The sequence below is a fragment of the Streptomyces sp. SL06 genome (assembly GCF_058244745.1).
In genome coordinates this window covers 5,199,686-5,216,420 of the sequence record NZ_JBSYOT010000002.1, presented here as the reverse complement: position 1 = coordinate 5,216,420, position 16,735 = coordinate 5,199,686, and the positions used below count along the sequence as shown (strand labels likewise).

General features: G+C 70.5%; 13 protein-coding genes and 1 pseudogene. 5 read left to right on the top strand and 9 right to left on the bottom strand.

Annotation, left to right across the window (positions count from 1 at the left end; genetic code table 11):
* Nucleotides 1–137: 137 nt before the first annotated feature.
* Nucleotides 138–1,061, bottom strand: coding sequence for an NmrA/HSCARG family protein (locus tag AC4IHM_RS23880; RefSeq protein WP_490869049.1), 924 nt, complete (start codon nt 1,059–1,061; stop codon nt 138–140).
* A gap of 114 nt (nt 1,062–1,175) precedes the next feature.
* On the opposite strand from AC4IHM_RS23880, the gene AC4IHM_RS23875 reads away from it, so the two are divergent.
* Nucleotides 1,176–1,748, top strand: coding sequence for a TetR/AcrR family transcriptional regulator (locus AC4IHM_RS23875; RefSeq protein ID WP_490869048.1), 573 nt, complete (start codon nt 1,176–1,178; stop codon nt 1,746–1,748).
* A 30-nt stretch (nt 1,749–1,778) separates the two neighbouring features.
* Here the strand turns inward: AC4IHM_RS23875 and AC4IHM_RS23870 are convergent, their stop codons facing one another.
* Genes AC4IHM_RS23870 through AC4IHM_RS23860 form a run of 3 tightly spaced genes read right to left on the bottom strand, consistent with a single transcriptional unit; the run spans nt 1,779 to nt 4,912 of the window.
* Nucleotides 1,779–3,533 carry an NAD+ synthase gene (locus AC4IHM_RS23870; protein WP_490869047.1) on the bottom strand — a complete coding sequence of 585 codons (1,755 nt, stop codon included), beginning with the start codon at nt 3,531–3,533 and terminating at the stop codon, nt 1,779–1,781.
* Nucleotides 3,534–3,587: 54 nt separating this feature from the next.
* On the bottom strand, nt 3,588–4,214 hold the full coding sequence (locus tag AC4IHM_RS23865; protein WP_490870915.1) for a DUF305 domain-containing protein: 627 nt from the start codon (nt 4,212–4,214) through the stop codon (nt 3,588–3,590).
* Between the two features lie 32 nt (nt 4,215–4,246).
* Nucleotides 4,247–4,912 carry a thioredoxin-like domain-containing protein gene (locus AC4IHM_RS23860; RefSeq protein ID WP_490869046.1) on the bottom strand — a complete coding sequence of 222 codons (666 nt, stop codon included), beginning with the start codon at nt 4,910–4,912 and terminating at the stop codon, nt 4,247–4,249.
* Between the two features lie 309 nt (nt 4,913–5,221).
* On the opposite strand from AC4IHM_RS23860, the gene glnA reads away from it, so the two are divergent.
* A complete protein-coding gene (glnA, locus tag AC4IHM_RS23855) occupies nt 5,222–6,583 on the top strand; it encodes a type I glutamate--ammonia ligase (RefSeq protein WP_490869045.1) in 1,362 nt (453 codons plus the stop codon).
* Between the two features lie 97 nt (nt 6,584–6,680).
* Here the strand turns inward: glnA and AC4IHM_RS23850 are convergent, their stop codons facing one another.
* The gene (locus AC4IHM_RS23850) at nt 6,681–9,971 is read right to left on the bottom strand and encodes a CHAT domain-containing protein (protein ID WP_490869044.1); all 3,291 of its coding nucleotides are present in this window, start codon (nt 9,969–9,971) and stop codon (nt 6,681–6,683) included.
* Nucleotides 9,972–10,072: 101 nt separating this feature from the next.
* On the opposite strand from AC4IHM_RS23850, the gene AC4IHM_RS23845 reads away from it, so the two are divergent.
* Nucleotides 10,073–10,630, top strand: coding sequence for a hypothetical protein (locus AC4IHM_RS23845; protein WP_490869043.1), 558 nt, complete (start codon nt 10,073–10,075; stop codon nt 10,628–10,630).
* A gap of 180 nt (nt 10,631–10,810) precedes the next feature.
* Here the strand turns inward: AC4IHM_RS23845 and AC4IHM_RS23840 are convergent, their stop codons facing one another.
* Complete coding sequence (locus AC4IHM_RS23840) at nt 10,811–11,485, bottom strand: DUF6338 family protein (protein WP_490869042.1); 675 nt, start codon at nt 11,483–11,485, stop codon at nt 10,811–10,813.
* A 721-nt stretch (nt 11,486–12,206) separates the two neighbouring features.
* On the opposite strand from AC4IHM_RS23840, the gene AC4IHM_RS23835 reads away from it, so the two are divergent.
* Together AC4IHM_RS23835 and AC4IHM_RS23830 are read left to right on the top strand one after the other, a co-directional pair.
* The gene (locus AC4IHM_RS23835) at nt 12,207–12,830 is read left to right on the top strand and encodes a class I SAM-dependent methyltransferase (protein WP_490869041.1); all 624 of its coding nucleotides are present in this window, start codon (nt 12,207–12,209) and stop codon (nt 12,828–12,830) included.
* Nucleotides 12,827–13,840 carry an HNH endonuclease gene (locus AC4IHM_RS23830; protein WP_490869040.1) on the top strand — a complete coding sequence of 338 codons (1,014 nt, stop codon included), beginning with the start codon at nt 12,827–12,829 and terminating at the stop codon, nt 13,838–13,840. Before AC4IHM_RS23835 ends, AC4IHM_RS23830 begins: the two co-directional genes overlap by 4 nt.
* A gap of 129 nt (nt 13,841–13,969) precedes the next feature.
* Here AC4IHM_RS23830 and AC4IHM_RS23825 read toward each other — a convergent pair.
* The 3 genes and pseudogenes from AC4IHM_RS23825 to AC4IHM_RS23815 form a co-directional block, all read right to left on the bottom strand.
* A pseudogene (locus tag AC4IHM_RS23825) lies at nt 13,970–14,101 on the bottom strand (transcriptional regulator); the annotation flags it as partial.
* Nucleotides 14,102–14,171: 70 nt separating this feature from the next.
* Nucleotides 14,172–15,407 (bottom strand): MFS transporter, encoded by a 1,236-nt coding sequence (locus AC4IHM_RS23820; protein WP_490869039.1) that lies wholly within the window; start codon nt 15,405–15,407, stop codon nt 14,172–14,174.
* A gap of 145 nt (nt 15,408–15,552) precedes the next feature.
* Nucleotides 15,553–16,605: an endonuclease/exonuclease/phosphatase family protein gene (locus tag AC4IHM_RS23815; protein WP_490869038.1), complete on the bottom strand. Its 1,053-nt coding sequence runs from the start codon at nt 16,603–16,605 to the stop codon at nt 15,553–15,555.
* Nucleotides 16,606–16,735: the final 130 nt, after the last annotated feature.

The window sequence follows — 16,735 nt, the reverse complement described above, 5'->3', positions numbered from 1 at the left end:
GCCGGGGGCACGCGGTGGGGGCCGCAGGTGCTCCCGGCCCCCACCGCGAGACCGGGCCACCGCGCCGAGTACTGACGGACCCCGAAGCGGCAGCCCCGCCCGGCACCGCTCGAACCGTGCCGCGCCCGCCGCCCGAGTCACGCCGTGGGGCGCAGGTGTTCCCGGGCCCACTCCTCGAAGGTGGTGAGCGGGATGCCGAGGTCCTTCGCGTACTGCGGGCGGGCCGGCTGGCCGATCAGGTCGAGCAGCTTGTGCGAGGCGCTCATCGGGTGCATTCCGGCGGCCACGGCCTCCTCCATGGTCATGCGCGGCGCGGACAGTTCCACGCCCGTGGCGCGGGAGAGGGTCTCGGCGATCCGGGTCATCGTGAGGTAGTCGCTCGCCAGCTCCAGTTCGACCCGGTCGAAGCGCTCCGGCGCGGCGACGGCCGCGGCGGCGGCCACGCCGATGTCCTTGAGCGCGACGAGGGACAGGCCGGTCTCCGGCCGCAGGATGGTCACCAGGCCGCCCTCGACGCCGCGGGGGAAGAGGAACTTCATGGAGGGAAGGAAGTTCTCCATGAAGAAGCCCGGCTTGATGATGGTCCAGTGCGGGAAGCCGGCCTCGCGGACCCGGTCCTGGATCGCGCACTTGGTGGCGTAGTAGGGCTCCATCGAGGCCCAGCGGCCCTCGGCCCAGCCGGGGGCCTCGACGTGCTGTCCGGCGCCGCTGACGGTCGTCTGCACGAAGTGCGCCACCCCGGCGGCCCGCGCGCCCTCGACGACGTTGATGCCCCGGGCCCGCTCCCCGGCGAAGTCGAGGCCGTCCGCGGTGACGGCCGGCATCTGCACGGAGAAGACGGCGCGGGCGCCCTCGGCGGCCCGGGTCAGGGAGTCGCGGTCGTCGAAGTCGCCGGTGACCAGTTCGGCGCCGAGCGCCTCGACGGCCTTGGCGCCGTCGGTGGACGGGTCGCGCACCAGGGCGCGGACGGGCACGCCGGCGGCGAGCAGGGCGCGGGCGGTGGACCCGCCCTGCCTGCCGGTGGCGCCGGTGACCAGAACGGGTGCGGAATCAGTGGACATGCTGCTCCTCGGGGTGCTCACCCAATAAACGGCGGGGCCCGCCGTTTAGTCCGGGTTACGATACGGAGGACCCCGCCACTTAGCAAGCGTGGGCAAGCCGGAGAGGACAACGCCATGCCCGAGCACCAGCGCGCGGACGCCCGGCGCAACTACGCCCGGATCCTCGCCGTGGCCGAGGAGGAGGTCGCCGCGCACGGCTCGGCCGCCTCCCTGGAGCAGATCGCCCGCACCGCGGGAGTGGGCTCGGCGACCGTGCGCCGGCACTTCCCCACCCGTTACGCCCTGCTGGAAGCCGTGTGCGGCAGACAGATCGAGGCCCTGAGCGCGCACGCCCAGGGCCTGATCGACGACAACGGCGGCGACAGCCGCGGCGCGCTGCTGGAATGGCTCGACGCCGTCCTCAGCTACTCGGTCTCCGCCCGCGGGCTGGCGGCCGCGCTGTCCTACGAGGGGGCGGAGCCCGACTCGCTCCACGAGAACAGCTGCTCGGCGGCGATCGCGGAGGCGGGGGACCCGCTGCTGCGCCGCGCCGTGGCGGACGGGCTGGTGGCCAGGGGCATCACGGTCACCGACCTGGTCACCCTGATCGTCGGCATCGTCCTGGCCACGGAGCACCACCCGGACCCTGCCGCCACCGCCGGCCGGCTGTTCCGGCTGGCGGTGGCGGGACTCGACCCGCGGGACTGAACGGCGGCGCGCCGCCCGCGGGCCGCCCGGTCAGCCCGTCTCCCGCCACCGGTTGGTGATCGGGAGGCGGCGGTCCTTGCCGAAGCCCTTCGGCGAGATCTTGGTGCCCGGCGGGTACTGGCGCCGCTTGTACTCCGCGGTGTCGACCATGCGCAGCGTCTTCACCACCAGCCCCCGGTCGTACCCGGCGGCCACGATCTCGTCCGCGCCCCGGTCCCGGTCGACGTACAGCTCCAGGATGGCGTCCAGCACCGGGTAGTCGGGCAGGGAGTCGGTGTCGACCTGCCCCGGGCGCAGCTCGGCGCTCGGCGGCTTGGTGATCGAGTTCTCGGGGATGGGCGGGGTCTGGCCGCGGGCCCCGGCCGCGCGGTTGCGCCACTCGGCCAGGCGGAAGACCGATGTCTTGTACACGTCCTTGATGGGCCCGTAGGCGCCCACCGAGTCGCCGTACAGCGTCGAGTACCCCACCGCAAGCTCCGACTTGTTGCCCGGCGCCAGTACGAGGTGGCCCTCCTGGTTGGAGATCGCCATCAGCAGCGTGCCGCGCAGCCGGGACTGGAGGTTCTCCTCCGCGAGCCCGGTCAGGCCCAGCGCGCCCATGTACGCGTCGAACATCGGCTCGATGGCCACGGTGCGGTAGTTCAGGCCGGTGCGCCGGGCCAGTTCCGCCGCGTCGTCCTTGGAGTGCTCGGAGGAGTACCGGGACGGCATGGAGACGCCGTACACGTTCTCCGGGCCGACCGCGTCGCAGGCGATCGCCGCGACCAGGGAGGAGTCGATGCCGCCGGACAGCCCGATCAGCACCGAGCGGAAGCCGTTCTTCGCGACGTAGGCGCGCAGGCCGACGACGAGCGCCGAGTAGACCTCCTCGTCGTCGTCGAGCCGCTCCGCGTGCCCGCCGGACGCCTGCGGCGCGTAGGCGGGCACCGGCTCCTCGGACAGGACCACCCGGTCGACGCGCAGCCCGTCGTCCACCACGCCCGTCGGCGCGTCCGCCCGCGCGGCCGGCAGGTCGAGGTCGAGCACCACGCAGCCCTCGGAGAACTGCGGCGCCCGCGCCAGGACCTTTCCGTCCGGGTCGACCACGATGGAGTCGCCGTCGAAGACGAGTTCGTCCTGCCCGCCGGTCGTCGCGAGGTAGGCGGTGGTGCACCCGGCCTCCTGGGCGCGTCTGCGCACCAGCTCCAGCCGGGTGTCGTCCTTGTCGCGCTCGTAGGGGGAGGCGTTGACGGAGAGCAGCAGCCCGGCCCGTGCCGAGCGGGCGGCCGGCACCCGGCCGCCGTCCTGCCACAGGTCCTCGCAGATGGCGAGGGCCACGTCGACGCCGCGCACCCGCACCACCGGCATGGTGTGGCCGGGCACGAAGTAGCGGAACTCGTCGAAGACGCCGTAGTTCGGCAGGTGGTGCTTGGCGAAGCGGAGCACCACCTCGCCGCCGTACAGCACGGCCGCCGCGTTCTGCGGGGCGCCGGCCGGCTGGCCGTACTTCGGCTGGGCGCTCGCCGAGCGGTCGAGGTAGCCGACGACCACCGGCAGCTCGCCGAAGCCCTCGTCGGCGAGGCGCGCCGCGAGGGAGCGCAGGGCCGCGCGGGAGGCTTCCACGAAGGACGACCTGAGAGCGAGGTCCTCGACGGGATACCCGGTCAGCACCATCTCGGGGAACGCCACCAGGTGCGCTCCGCGTTCGGCCGAGTGCCGGGTCCAGCGGACGACCGACTCCGCGTTCGCGGCGATGTCGCCGACGCACGAGTCGATCTGGTTCAGGGCGAGTCGTAGTTGAGGCACACGCCCAGTGTAATCGTCAGAACGACGCAATCGGGCGACGGGCGGGTGTCCGCCTCATGTCCGCGGCTTCGCGCCCCGCTCGGCCAGCAGGTCCGCCATCAGCCGGATCTCCGACTCCTGCGACTCGGCCATGCCCCGGGCCAGCCGTTTCTCCACGCCGACCGAGCACTTCTCGACGCACGCCTCGGCCATGTGGACACCGCCCCTGTGGTGCTCGGTCATCAGCCGGAGGTAGGAGACCTCGGCCCGTCTGCCGTCTAGCGTGCCCAGCTCCGCAAGCTCGGCGTCGGTGGCCATCCCGGGCATCAGCGAGCCCTCGCCCGCGGTGGGCGCGCCGCCCATGCCCATCCAGGCCATCGGCGGGTCGGACGACACCTTCGGCAGCCCCCACAGGTCCAGCCAGCCGATCAGCATGCCGCGCTGGTTGGCCTGGGTCTGCGCGATGTCGTACGCGAGCCGCCGCACCTCCTCGTCCTCGGTGCGGTCGCGCACGATGTACGACATCTCCACGGCCTGCTGGTGGTGCACGGCCATGTCCCGCGCGAAGCCGGCGTCCGCGGAGCCGGCGGAGGGGGCGCGGTCCCCGCCGTCGTCCCCGGCCACCGCGCAGGTGATCGCGCCGGCCGCGACGAGCACCGCGACGGCGCCCGCGGCGATCCAGCCGGCGCGTTTCGGGGCCACCGGGGTGGCCGTTGTCACCGGGGCCACCGGGGTCACTGGGAGAGCCCGTTGGTGCACGCGGCCCCGGGCTCGGGGGTCTGCTCGCCCTGGACGAACTTCTCGAAGAACTTGTCCACGTCCGGGTCGTCCGCGCCCGTCACCGTGCGCTGGTGGCCCCAGGCGGTGAGCATGATCGGGTCCTGCTGTCCGGCGTCCGGGCTCATCAGCGAGTACGGCGTCTTCCTGACCTTGGCGGCCAGCTTGTCGACGTCGGCCTTCGGCGCGGCGTCGGTGTACGTCACCCACACCGCGCCGTGCTCCAGCGAGTGCACGGCGTTCTCGTTGTCCAGCGGCTTGGCGTAGACGTCGCCGTTGCAATTCATCCAGACCTGGTTGTGGTTGCCGCCGACCGGGGGCTCGACGGGGTACGTCACCTTCCCGGCGACGTGGTCGCGGCCCAGGTCCCCCTTCCAGGCGCGCACCCCGTCCTCACCGGTGACGAATTCGCCGGAGGTCTTGCCGTCGGCCGCCGTGTCGGCGGAGTCGTCGGACTGCGAGCGGACGAGGACGACCCCGCCGGCCACGAGACCGGCGACGACCACGGCGGCGACCGCGATCGTCAGGATCCGGTTGCGGCGGTCGCGGGCCTCCTCGACGCGCCGCATCTCGGCTATGCGTGCCTGTCGCGCCGTGTTGCCGGTCTTCTTGGCGGAACCCATGGGGTGTTGCCCTTCTGGGAAGACTTCTGGGGAGACGGGTGAGACGGGTGGAAAAGGGAGCGGTGGGGCCCGCTGATCGTAATCGCGCGGGGCCCGTCCTTCGTAGGGAGGTCACAGGATCCGCGCCCGCCGGATCCCCGGAATGGCCCGATCGAACAGATGGCCTCTACGCTGCGGTCACGGGGTGGGCCGGCCGACCGGGTCCGCAACGCGTACGAAACGGTCCTGTGGTGTGATGCTCAGGTGCCCGACCGCCTCCCGCCGTACCGGAGACAGGCGGCCTGACCAGCAAGGATGGGGAAGCGGAAGATGGACAAGCAGCAGGAGTTCGTGATCCGGACGCTGGAGGAGCGCGACATCCGGTTCGTACGCCTGTGGTTCACGGACGTACTGGGCTTCCTCAAGTCCGTCGCCGTGGCCCCGGCCGAGCTGGAGCAGGCCTTCGACGAGGGCATCGGCTTCGACGGCTCCGCCATCGAGGGGTTCGCCCGGGTCTACGAGTCCGACATGATCGCCAAGCCGGACCCGTCGACGTTCCAGGTCCTGCCGTGGCGCGCGGAGGCCCCCGGCACGGCCCGTATGTTCTGCGACATCCTCATGCCGGACGGCTCGCCGTCCTTCGCCGATCCGCGCTATGTCCTCAAGCGCGCCCTGGCCCGCACCTCCGACCTGGGCTTCACCTTCTACACCCACCCGGAGATCGAGTTCTTCCTGCTGAAGGACAAGCCGGTCGACGGCTCGGTCCCGACGCCCGCCGACAACTCCGGGTACTTCGACCACACCCCGCAGAACATCGGCATGGACTTCCGCCGCCAGGCCATCACCATGCTGGAGTCGATGGGCATCTCGGTGGAGTTCTCCCACCACGAGGGCGCCCCCGGCCAGCAGGAGATCGACCTGCGCTACGCGGACGCGCTCTCCACCGCCGACAACATCATGACCTTCCGCCTGGTCATGAAGCAGGTCGCGCTGGAGCAGGGCCTCCAGGCCACCTTCATGCCGAAGCCGTTCTCGGAGTACCCCGGCTCGGGCATGCACTCGCACCTCTCCCTCTTCGAGGGCGACCGCAACGCCTTCTACGAGTCCGGCGCCGAGTACCAGCTCTCCAAGGTCGGCCGCTCCTTCATCGCGGGCCTGCTGCGGCACGCGGCGGAGATCGGCGCCGTCACCAACCAGTGGGTGAACTCCTACAAGCGCATCTGGGGCGGCTCCGAGCGCACCGCCGGCGCGGGCGGCGAGGCCCCGTCCTACATCTGCTGGGGCCACAACAACCGCTCGGCCCTGGTCCGCGTCCCGATGTACAAGCCCGGCAAGACCGGCTCGGCCCGCGTCGAGGTCCGCTCCATCGACTCCGGCGCCAACCCGTACCTGACCTACGCCGTCCTGCTGGCCGCCGGCCTCAAGGGCATCGAGGAGGGCTACGAACTCCCGCCGGGCGCCGAGGACGACGTCTGGGCCCTCTCCGACGCGGAACGCCGCGCCCTGGGCATCGAGCCCCTCCCCCAGAACCTCGGCGAGGCCCTCGCCCTGATGGAACGCAGCGACCTGGTCGCCGAGACCCTCGGCGAACACGTCTTCGACTTCTTCCTGCGGAACAAGCGGCAGGAGTGGGAGGAGTACCGGTCCCAGGTGACGGCGTTCGAACTGCGGAAGAATCTGCCGGTGCTGTAGCGCTCCGCGGGGAGGTGGGTCGCCGGTCGGCCACCGCACGGTTCGCCGACCGTCGCTTCAGGGTTCGTGCCACGGGGCCGGCCTTCGTCCACCCGGGTCACGGACCCATGTGGACGTGGGCGGCCCAGAGAGTCGGAAACCTTGGGCAGCGGTCTCGGATCAGTCGGATCGCGGTGTGTACGGAGGCGCCGGTGAGGGCGGGATCGAAGCCGCCTGCGGCGAGCTGCGCGTAGACGCGTTCAGCGACCTCGACGGCGATGGTGTCGTTGATCTGCCACAGCGTCCCGACAACCTGCGAGAATCCGGCGAGTTGGAACGCGGTGACGACGTGGAGGGCCTCGTCGGCCAGGTCGCCCCGGGTCACGGCGGTGCTGCAGGCGGAGAGATAGGCGAACTCGCTTCTCTCCAGGCGCAACCGCGAGATTTCCAGCACGTTGAGCGGGTTGACGGCATGGTCGTGGACCAGCAAGTGGCTCCGATAGGGGTCGTCGGGATCCGCACCGGTGTGGCAGGCGAAATGCGCCCAGGGGTGGGTGGCGAGGCGGGAGAGCACGGCCTGGCATGTTGCCCCCTCCCCGACCAAGCCCTCCACCTCGGGAAAGAGCCGAGCCAGCTGCTGGTACTCGGCCCGCGCGCCCGGCAGGTCTCGTGCGCCCGGAGTGTGGGGCATGACGACCGCCAGCACGCGGGGTGGGCCGGACTCCCCGGACGGCGCCTTCCGCCGGGCGTGCTGGACCCGGGTGTAGGACAGGGCTCGCACGGTGGGCATGTACGAGGACACGACTCTGTCCATGACCGTTCGACGGGTCTCGCCCTCGGAGGGCGCCTCAAAATGGTGGCCGGCGGCATGCAGCGGGAAGTGCGCCAGTGGACCGCAGGGAATCCACCACATGCGACGCGTGTCGGATTCCCCCAAGGGCTGAGTGAGGCCGAGCAGGTCGAGGACCGGCTCCGTCACCTCGTCCCAGAGCCAGGGCAACGTGTCCTGCGCCATGACACGTTCGGCCTCGATGCGTGCCTCACGGGAGCCGCCGCTCCGCGCCAGGAGGTAGCGCATGTCACTGAGGCGGTCGTGGACATCGTCGTAGTCGACGTCGGGCAGTTCGCACACCTGGATGCCGTCGGTGGTCAGAACGAGGGCGTCGCACCGGTACCGGCTGACATTGAGCATGACTATGGGCCCGTCGTGCGCTTCGGAGGCCAGCCCGTCGGCGTGTGGGGGCAAGAGGAAGCGCTCCAGCCCCGGCAGTGTCCGGATCCGTACGATCAGATCGTCCAACTCCTGCGCCAGCTTGCGGCGGAGATCCGGATCCTCCTCACCGCCAGGGCCCTCGGTGCCGCTGACCAGGTCGGTACCGTCGGTGGTGGAGTCGTCCAGCCGAGCGCACAGGTGGTCGAACCGATCCGCCAGTTCCGGCACTCGTTCCCGCAGCTCGGTGAGATCCGTGCGGGACTCCAGGGCCTGCGCCAGGAGCACGCCCCTTCCCATTTCGAGTACTTCGACGGCGCGGTCCGGCTGCCCGGTGGCAAGCGCGCATGCTGCCGCGTCGCTCGCCAGACGCGAGTACTCGGCCATCCATCGCGTCGCGTCGGACCGCAGGAGACCACGTGCCGCCAGGCGGGGCAGCAGCTCCACGCCGAGCGCGAATCCACGCGCCGCCTGCTCGGGCCGGCCGACCTCCATCGCGAGCTCGCCCCATTCCCGAGCGGCGGACAGCCGGACCGTCGTCGGCGCGCTGACCCTGGAGGCCGCTGTCTCCAGGAGGCCGAGTGCCTCGTGAACGTGCCGTGCGTCCTTCGCCGTCACACCGTGGATGCTCAGCGACAGCGCCAGATTCACTTCGCACTGTGCCCGGAAGGGATGGTCCTCGGCGGTCCCGACAACGGCGACGCGGCCCACCGAGATCGCCTCCCTCAACGAGGACATGTCCCCGGAGTGCTCGAAGTACAGTCGTAGGGAGTTGCCGAGATTCGTCTGTGCGGCGGCTTGGTGACGGCCGCCCGCACTGGAGGCGAGATCCGTCATCTCGCGCTCGAACGCGATGGCGTGCCGCAGGCTGTCAAGGTCCTTGGCGCGGTGGGCCTTGGCCTTCAGCACGACGGCGAGGTTCGCCAGATACATCCATCGATTCGGGTGGCCCTCGGGTGTCGACGCCACCGCTTCACTGCCCAGCGTGATCGCGCGGTTCAAGTCGTGAGCGTCTCCCGCCTGGTTGAACCTGTGGTTCAGCATCGCCACGAGGGTCGACCGATAGAGCGCGCCGTCGGGGTGCTCGGCGGGCAAGGCGTCGACCGCGGCGCTCGCGGACTCAATGGCCTCGTCAAGCGCCGCCATGTCCCCAGTGCGTTCAGAGAGTGTGTGAAGCAGGTTGCCGAGGTTGTGGAGTGAGGTCTGCTGGGTTGGCGTACCCCGTGGCGCCGTCCTGACCGCGCTGCGCGACATGGCGATGGCCTCGTGCAGGACGGACTGGTCCCCGGTGCGCTCGAACTGGTGGCGCAGCAGGATGGCGGCGTTCATGAGCGCCGCCGGCTGAGCCCTGTCGGATTCCGGCAGGGCCTCCAGCGCGGAGGCGCTCAGCAGCAGAGCCTCCTCCAGCACGGCGGCGTCGTCCGTGCGCTCGTACAGCATCCGCAGGGAGTCGGCCAACCCGCCCAGGGGCACATACCGCTTGTCGTCCGTCTGCGGCACCTCGCGCACCGCCGCACGGCCGATGCCGGCCGCCTCCCGGAGGTGTCGGACTTCACCTGTGCGATTGAACAGCGCATGGAGGGACTCAGCCAGGTTGTGCAAGGACATCGTCCGGTCCGCGCCTCCGATGACGGACTCTTCCGTCGCGCGCTGGGCGACCGCGACAGCCTGCTGGATGTCGGCGAGTTCCCCCGTGTGCTCGTACAGCCGCTGCCAAGCCATCCCCAAGACCCTCAGTCGACCGACGAGCAGGGCGGAATCCTCATCAGCGTGGGCCACAGCGTTGCGCGCGGCATGGATGGTCAGCCGCGCGGTGTGCGCATCGGCGCCATCGTCGAGGTGCCGGGTCAGCACCTGAAGCAGGTCCTCCCACGTCGCCTCGCCGTCCGGTCTCAAGGGTGCCTCGGGCGGTCGTGGCAGCGGTTCGGGCAAGGGCAGATCGGGCTTCAACAAGCTCACGACGACGAGCAGTGCTGTGGCCGTCCGTACCTCCGGCAGGGCGCGTTCGTCGGCGAGAGCCAGCCCTCGCTGCCAGTGCAGCATCCCGACGAGGTGGCAGGTCTCCACGATGTCCCGCGTTCGCGTCGTACAGGCGAATAGCTCCACCGCCTCGGTCAGGGCAGCGTGGTCGAGCAGGCCATACGGACCGGCCGCGCCATCGAGCCTGCGGCGAACCGCCGCCGTCCACCGCTTCCGCACGTGCTCCCCCAAACGACGGTCGCGCCCCTGACTTCACGGTGCGCGCCCCTCAACATCGCATTCTCGCGTGAGCCATATGACCCGGCACGTAACGTGACCACATGACAGATCTGGTCGAGACCCTGTCCCAAGTCATTCTGGAGTCCAGCGAGGCAGTGCTTCGAGCGCACGGTGCCTGCTCTCGACCTCAAGTCCACATCCTGGCCGAGGACATGGACCAGCCTTACATCGGCTTCGTCACGTGCCGACTCTTCTACCGTGGCGCGGACGCGGCGTCCGCACTCGCGGGCCTGGGGCTTTTCCCTTCGGTCCTCATGGCGACGCGGCTCCTCGTCGCGTGGGAGGACTGCGACCTGCGTACGGCGTTGGAGCTACCAGGAGAGTCCTTCCCGACCGGCGTGGTCGTCCTCGACGCCGGCCTCGATCAGCACACCCTGAACTGGCACCCCTTCGACATCGAGGTCTCCGGCAACAGCCCGCACGGTGTACCCACGGTCATCCCGCGCTGGGGCACCCCCGCCCGCTACGAGAACGTGCAGCTACTGGCACCGGTCGCGGAACTCCTGGAGGTATGGCGGGAGTTCCGACACGAGGACATCCAGGAAACGGCGATCAAGCTTCAGAAGGCGGGGTACGAATTCGACATGGTCACGCGCTGACACCCGTCCTAGGCGTTGTCGGTGCGCGGCAGCTGGTCCGCAGAACTGGACGGCGACGCACCCGCGGGCCCCGGCGGTGGCTCCGGCGGCTCCTCGGGGACATCGGCACCCTTCTGCGGCTGGTACCCGCGCGGTTCACCCGGATCAGTCAGGAACATCCGTTCCCACGGGGTCAGTTCCTCATCCGGTGCTGTCATCTCGCCCTCCCGCGGAACGGTGTTCTGGGACCTTCACCATTTCCACCACGTCAACGTCGGCCATGCGCAGATAGATCCCGCCGGTATGTTCCACTCTGGAGACGAAGGAGCCGTCCGCGGCCATCCGGTACGACGCCTGAAGATACAGGTCGGCCTCCTGGGAATGGCTCGAAGCGTACGATCCCGTGCCGAACCAACCACCCACCCAGGTGCCGTCCTTCAGCCGCGCCCGGACGAAGCGAGGCCCGCTGTTGGCACTCGCGCCGAAGACGTAGTCCCACGCTGTCGGCACTGACCTGTACACGGAACGGGCCCGCCACCGCTCCCGGTACGAGACCGCCGCAGCGGCGGCAGCCGGTACGCCGAGGAAGAGCACCAGAGCCCACACGCCGACCGACCGTGGGCTCTGCGCGGCCAGCGCGCTCAAGCCGGACCGCTCGGCCCGACGCCACGCCCGGACCAGCGCCGGCCCGGCGATGACCGCATACACGCCGTTCAGCACGACGCTGGCGGTGATGGCACGAAGCATCCGCTCGCCGAGCTGCGCTTCGCCGGCGACCGGACCCCGCCAGCGCTCACGCAGAAACTGATAGGCCAGCCCAGGCAGAACGAGCACCACGAGGGCCAGCAACTGACTCGTCGTGGACGGTGGTTGCATATCTCCCCCTGCTCATCGAGCCCTCGAAGTCTGCCACGAAGATCACAGTTCTGGTCTTCCGTCGTCACGGTCGCCCGCCGGAACGGGAACCAGGGGGAGCACCGGGGAACTGGTCGACCGACCGCCAAGCGACAACGCCACTCAGTCGCAGGTCAGCTCGGAGCCTGCCATGGTGCCCATGCTGGCGCCCCTCCTCTGTCAGTGCTTGCCCGTAGGGTGCGGTGCGCCGCGCTGGACGGGTTGTGGGAGGTTGCTTTGGACACTGCCGTGCTTGCCAGTCCGGACCGTCCGTGGTCCGCAAACGAGGTTTTGGGGACGTCCCGGTCCTGTCCCGCCGGTTCCAGGTGGGGCAACGCGACCGGCTCGACGCTGCGGCTCACGCTCGGCCGCCTGCTCGGGCCGGAGTTCCGGTGTGGGCAGCGGGAAGCGCATGATGACTTTCGGCAAGGCCGGGGAAGCCGCTCTCAGCCAGTGGACGGCAAAGCACACCCGGGTGCGCCGGGTGGAGCACCCGCAGCCACGGACCGCGGAGTCCGAGCTGGCAGCGCCGCCCGATGTGCCACTCGACCCGGCCAGAACCAGCACAGCGCTTTCCAGTCACGCCTGAAGGAACTCCGGGGCAAGGCACTCCGGCGAGCGAGGGAGTCACCGGTCGCCTCTCGAGTGACCACGCCGAAAGCACGTTGGCACCAACTGGGACGGGACAAGAGGGAGGACGGACATGGGATCGCGACCGGCCAGTGCCGTGGGCTACGGGGACGACGCCGAGGAAACGGCTCGCCGCTACGAAGCTGTGGCCTTCGAGGTGGTACACGACGACTTTCTGCCCTGGCTGCCGACTGCTCCGAGCAGGGTGGTCGACATTGGCGCCGGCAGCGGCCGGGATGCCGCCGCACTGTCGGCCCGCGGGCACCAGGTCGTGGCCGTCGAACCCACGCCGGAGCTGAGGGAAGTCGCACAGCGCCTGCACGCAGACATGGCGATCGGGTGGGTCGACGACGCTCTTCCGTCTCTTGGCAGCCTGCACGGGGCTTTCGATCTGATCCTGCTTTCCGCGGTGTGGATGCATCTGGACGAGCAGGAACGCACGGATGGCATGCGGCGGTTGGCTGAGCTGGTGTCGCCTGGAGGCTGTGTGGCCATGTCACTGCGCCATGGCCCCGTCCCCACCGGGCGGCGCATGTTCGAGGTACCGGCCGCCGAGACAATGGCGCTGGCCGACCGGTTCGGCCTATCCACTGTGCACCACGATGAGGAACTGGATGTCTCCGGCCGAGCGGGCGTCAGCTGGAGCACCCTGGTCTTCCGCGCGCAGCACCACACCAATTCTGGCGAGACTCGATGACCGTGGATTTCTACCGGACGGAACCGAACGCCCGCACTTCCTGGCGGCTGGCCGTCCTGATGGGCGCCAACTCCCGTACCTACAAGTTCGCCCTGGGGGCCGCGCTCCTGCAGTACGCGGCGCAGGACAGAACAGAGGTGACGTTGGAGGAACTCGCCGCGTCCTACGCAAAGCGTTTGCTGGAGCACCTGGCGGAGGCACCTCAAGCACCGTCAGGCCAGTCGCTGAGGGACTCCGACTTCCTGGCCGTGGCCAAGCAGGAGGCCGAGGAATCCACCGGGCTTGGCCACCCCACCGAGCGGCTCTTGCTCGCCGCGGTGAAGTCCATGCCGGCGATGGTGATGCAGAAGTTCCACAATCTGGGAGGCGGCACCCAGACGGCGCACCACTTCTACGAGCTGACCGGCAGATCGGGCAAGCGCACAGTGCACCTGACCGCCGACCTGCGCAGGATCGCCCAAAGTGAGCAGGCATCCGGGCTGCGTGGCGAGTTGGACGCACGGTGGAACATCGTCGAGAACTCCTTCGCCGCAGGGATCGGCCGCAGCCTCGTCGAAGAGGGAGTGGCGGTGGACTTGGAGACGCTGAAGATCACGGACAAGCGACGCCGGCGCCCGGTTACCGGTGTCACCGAAGCCTTGATCGGCTTCCAGTACGGCCGCTGCCTCATCTGCACCCAGCCGATCGGCCCCGGCGACGATACTGCCGTCGACCACGTCTTCCCGTTTTCCCTTATGACACGTTTCGCCAGTCTGTCCGGCTGGCAGGGGCCGGACCTGGATGCCATCTGGAACCTCGCCCCGGCACACAGGCCATGCAACGGCACCAAGAGTGACCGACTCCCCACCTCCGCGGAACTGCACCGCCTCTCTCAACGAAATGAGGCAATCATGCAGTCGCCTCACCCGCTGAAGCGGACCCTTCAGGTCAGCCTCCGAGGCGTGCGGCACAGCAGCGGCGTCAGCCAGTGGCCGCACTTCCTTCGCCAAGTCCAAGCATCCTGCGGCTGATCATGACGGATCAGAGGGGCGGCCTACAGCCGCGGAGTTGGACCGCCGCGTGCCACAACCGTGCCGGACACAGGGGCCGGTCACGGTCAACACGGGTGCGTTGCGGGCGCGCTGATGCTCGGCAGCTCCGGCGGCGCGCATGCCCACCGTCTCGCGGCGGAGCTTCGGTTGGCGGCCCGCCGTGATGATGACGGCCACGCCCCGCTCGTCGTCGGGGTCCACTTCCCAACCCGGGTCGTCCGTCTCGCCGTTCACCGGCATCCGCACCCTGCGCCGTACGCGTCGTATCGCGACGGGCGCCACGGTGGACGGACGCCCCCGCAAGGACCCGTCACCGCCGGGCAACCGCCTCCGCCTCCGCCGCCTCCGGCACATGGCCCGCGACCACCCGCTCGCGTCCGGCGACCGGAGCGGCGGCGAGGCGGCGGCGGTCGACCGCGTAGGCCGTGCCCGCGACAGCGAGACCGAGGACCGCCAGGGCCGCGCCCGCCGTCGCCGGGGACGTGGCGCCGAAGCCCGCCGCGAGGGCGAGGCCGCCGATCCAGGCGCCGCCGGCGTTGGCGAGGTTGAAGGCGGCCTGGTTGGCCGAGGAGGCCAGGGAGGGGGCCGCGGAGGCCTTCTCCATGACCATCAGCTGGAGGGGGGAGCCGGTGGCGAAGGCGGCCATGCCGAGCAGGGCCACCGACACGGCCGCCGTGACCTCCGTGCGCATCAGGAGCGGGAAGAGGGCGAGGACCAGGACCAGGGAGGCCAGCCCGCCGAAGAGCGTGCCGCGCAGCGAGCGGTCGGCCAGCCGCCCGCCCAGCAGGTTGCCCGCCGTGGCGCCGACGCCGAACAGGGCGAGCAGCAGCGTCACGCCGGACTCGGCGAACCCGGCGGCCTCCGTGAGCATCGGCGTGATGTAGCTGTACGCCGCGAAGAGCGCGCCGAAGCCCGCGACCGTCGTGCCGAGCGCCAGCCAGACGGGCAGCGAGCGCAGGGCGGCCAGCTCGCCGCGCAGGCCCGCGGCGGGCGCGGGGGCGCTCTCGCGCGGGATCAGCACCATCAGGGCCGCTATCGCCGCGACGCCGATCGCGCTCACGCCGAGGAAGGTGGCCCGCCAGCCGAGCTGCTGGCCCATGGCCGTGGCCGCGGGCACGCCCACGACGTTGGCGACGGTGAGGCCCAGGAACATCAGGGAGACCGAGCGGGCCCTGCGTTCCGGTGCCACCATGCCGGTGGCGACGACCGCGCCGACGCCGAAGAAGGCGCCGTGCGGCAGGCCGCTGACGAAGCGGGCGGCGAGCAGGGAGATCTCGCCGGGCGCGAGGGCGGACAGGGTGTTGCCGAGCACGAAGAGCGCCATCAACGCGACGAGGACGGCCCGGCGGGACATCCGCGTGGTCGCCGCCGCGAGCAGCGGGGCGCCGATGACGACGCCGAGCGCGTAGGCCGAGACGAGGTGTCCCGCGGTGGGGATCGAGATGTCCAGGTCGTCCGCGACCTCGGGCAGCAGGCCCATCATCACGAACTCGGTCGTACCGATGCCGAAGGCGCCCACGGCAAGGGCGAGCAGGGCCAGGGGCATGAGGGATCTCGCCTTTCGAGAGCGGGGGTGCGCACGGGAGGCCACTTCTATGTTCCCGTACGGAACAAAGTCTCTCAGGGCGAGTGTTCCGCGAGGTGACACACGGGTTTCGGGCAGGCGCCCATATGGGGCCGAGCAGGGACTTTCAGGAAGCCGTTGTGTCGACCTTCACACGCGCGGCGATCGGCAGATGGTCGCTCCCGGTCGCCGGGAGGGTCCAACTGGTCATCGGTTCGACGCCGGTGACCAGGATCTGGTCGATGCGGGCCATCGGGAACGAGGCCGGCCAGCTGAAGCCGAAGCCGCTGCCCACGGCGCCCTGCGAGGAGCGCATCTGGGAGGTGATCGCGGTGAGCGCGCGGTCGTTCATGGTGCCGTTGAGGTCGCCGAGCAGGATCTTGCGGGGCAGCTTCTCCTTGCCGATGGCCTCACCCAGGGCCTCGGCGCTCTTGTCCCGCTGCCGGGCCGTGAACCCGGCCTCCAGCTTCACCCGTACGGAGGGCAGGTGGGCGACGAACACCGCGACCGGCCCGGAGGGCGTGGTGACGGTGGCGCGCATCGCCCGCTTCCAGCCCAGCTTGATGTCGACGGCCTTCACGTCGCTGATCTCGTACCTGCTCCACAGCCCGACGGTGCCGACCACCTGGTGGTGGCCGTACTTCGCCGCCAGCGCCTTCTCGTACGTCGGGACCGCCGCCGACTTCAGCTCCTCCAGGGCGAGCACGTCCGCGCCGGAGGCGGCCACGGCGCGGGCGGTGCCGGCGGGATCGGCGTTGTCGGCGTTGACGTTGTGCGTGGCCACCGTGAGGTCGCCGCCGGAGCCGGTCTTGTCGAAGAGCAGCCCGCCGAAGAGGTTGAGCCACACGCTCACCGGCACCACCAGCGCGATCAGCGCGGTGGCCGACCTGCGCACGAAGGCGATCACCAGCAGGACCGGGATCAGCAGGCCGAACCACGGCAGGAAGGTCTCCGTGAGGCTGCCGAGGTTGCCGATGGCGTTCGGGATGCGCGAGTGGGCCGCCATGACCGCGGCCAGCAGGAGCGCGACCACGGCGGTGACGAGGCCCCGCAGCCAGATCCGCCGGTCGCCCCGCCAGCCGGTGACCAGCCGGTGGAACAGGCGCCGAAGCCGGGATTCCCGGCGCTCGGGACCCGAGCCGCCGCCGTCCGTCTCCGTCATGTACGCCTGCTGCGCCATACCGTCGCCTCACTGACTGCCGTGCACACCACCGTCGCCCCGTGACTCAGCACCATAGGCGATGATCCGTTCCCATCCTGCCGTCCCGTGACGGCCGTACTGGCACGAGGACGTACGAGTCGGCGCGCGG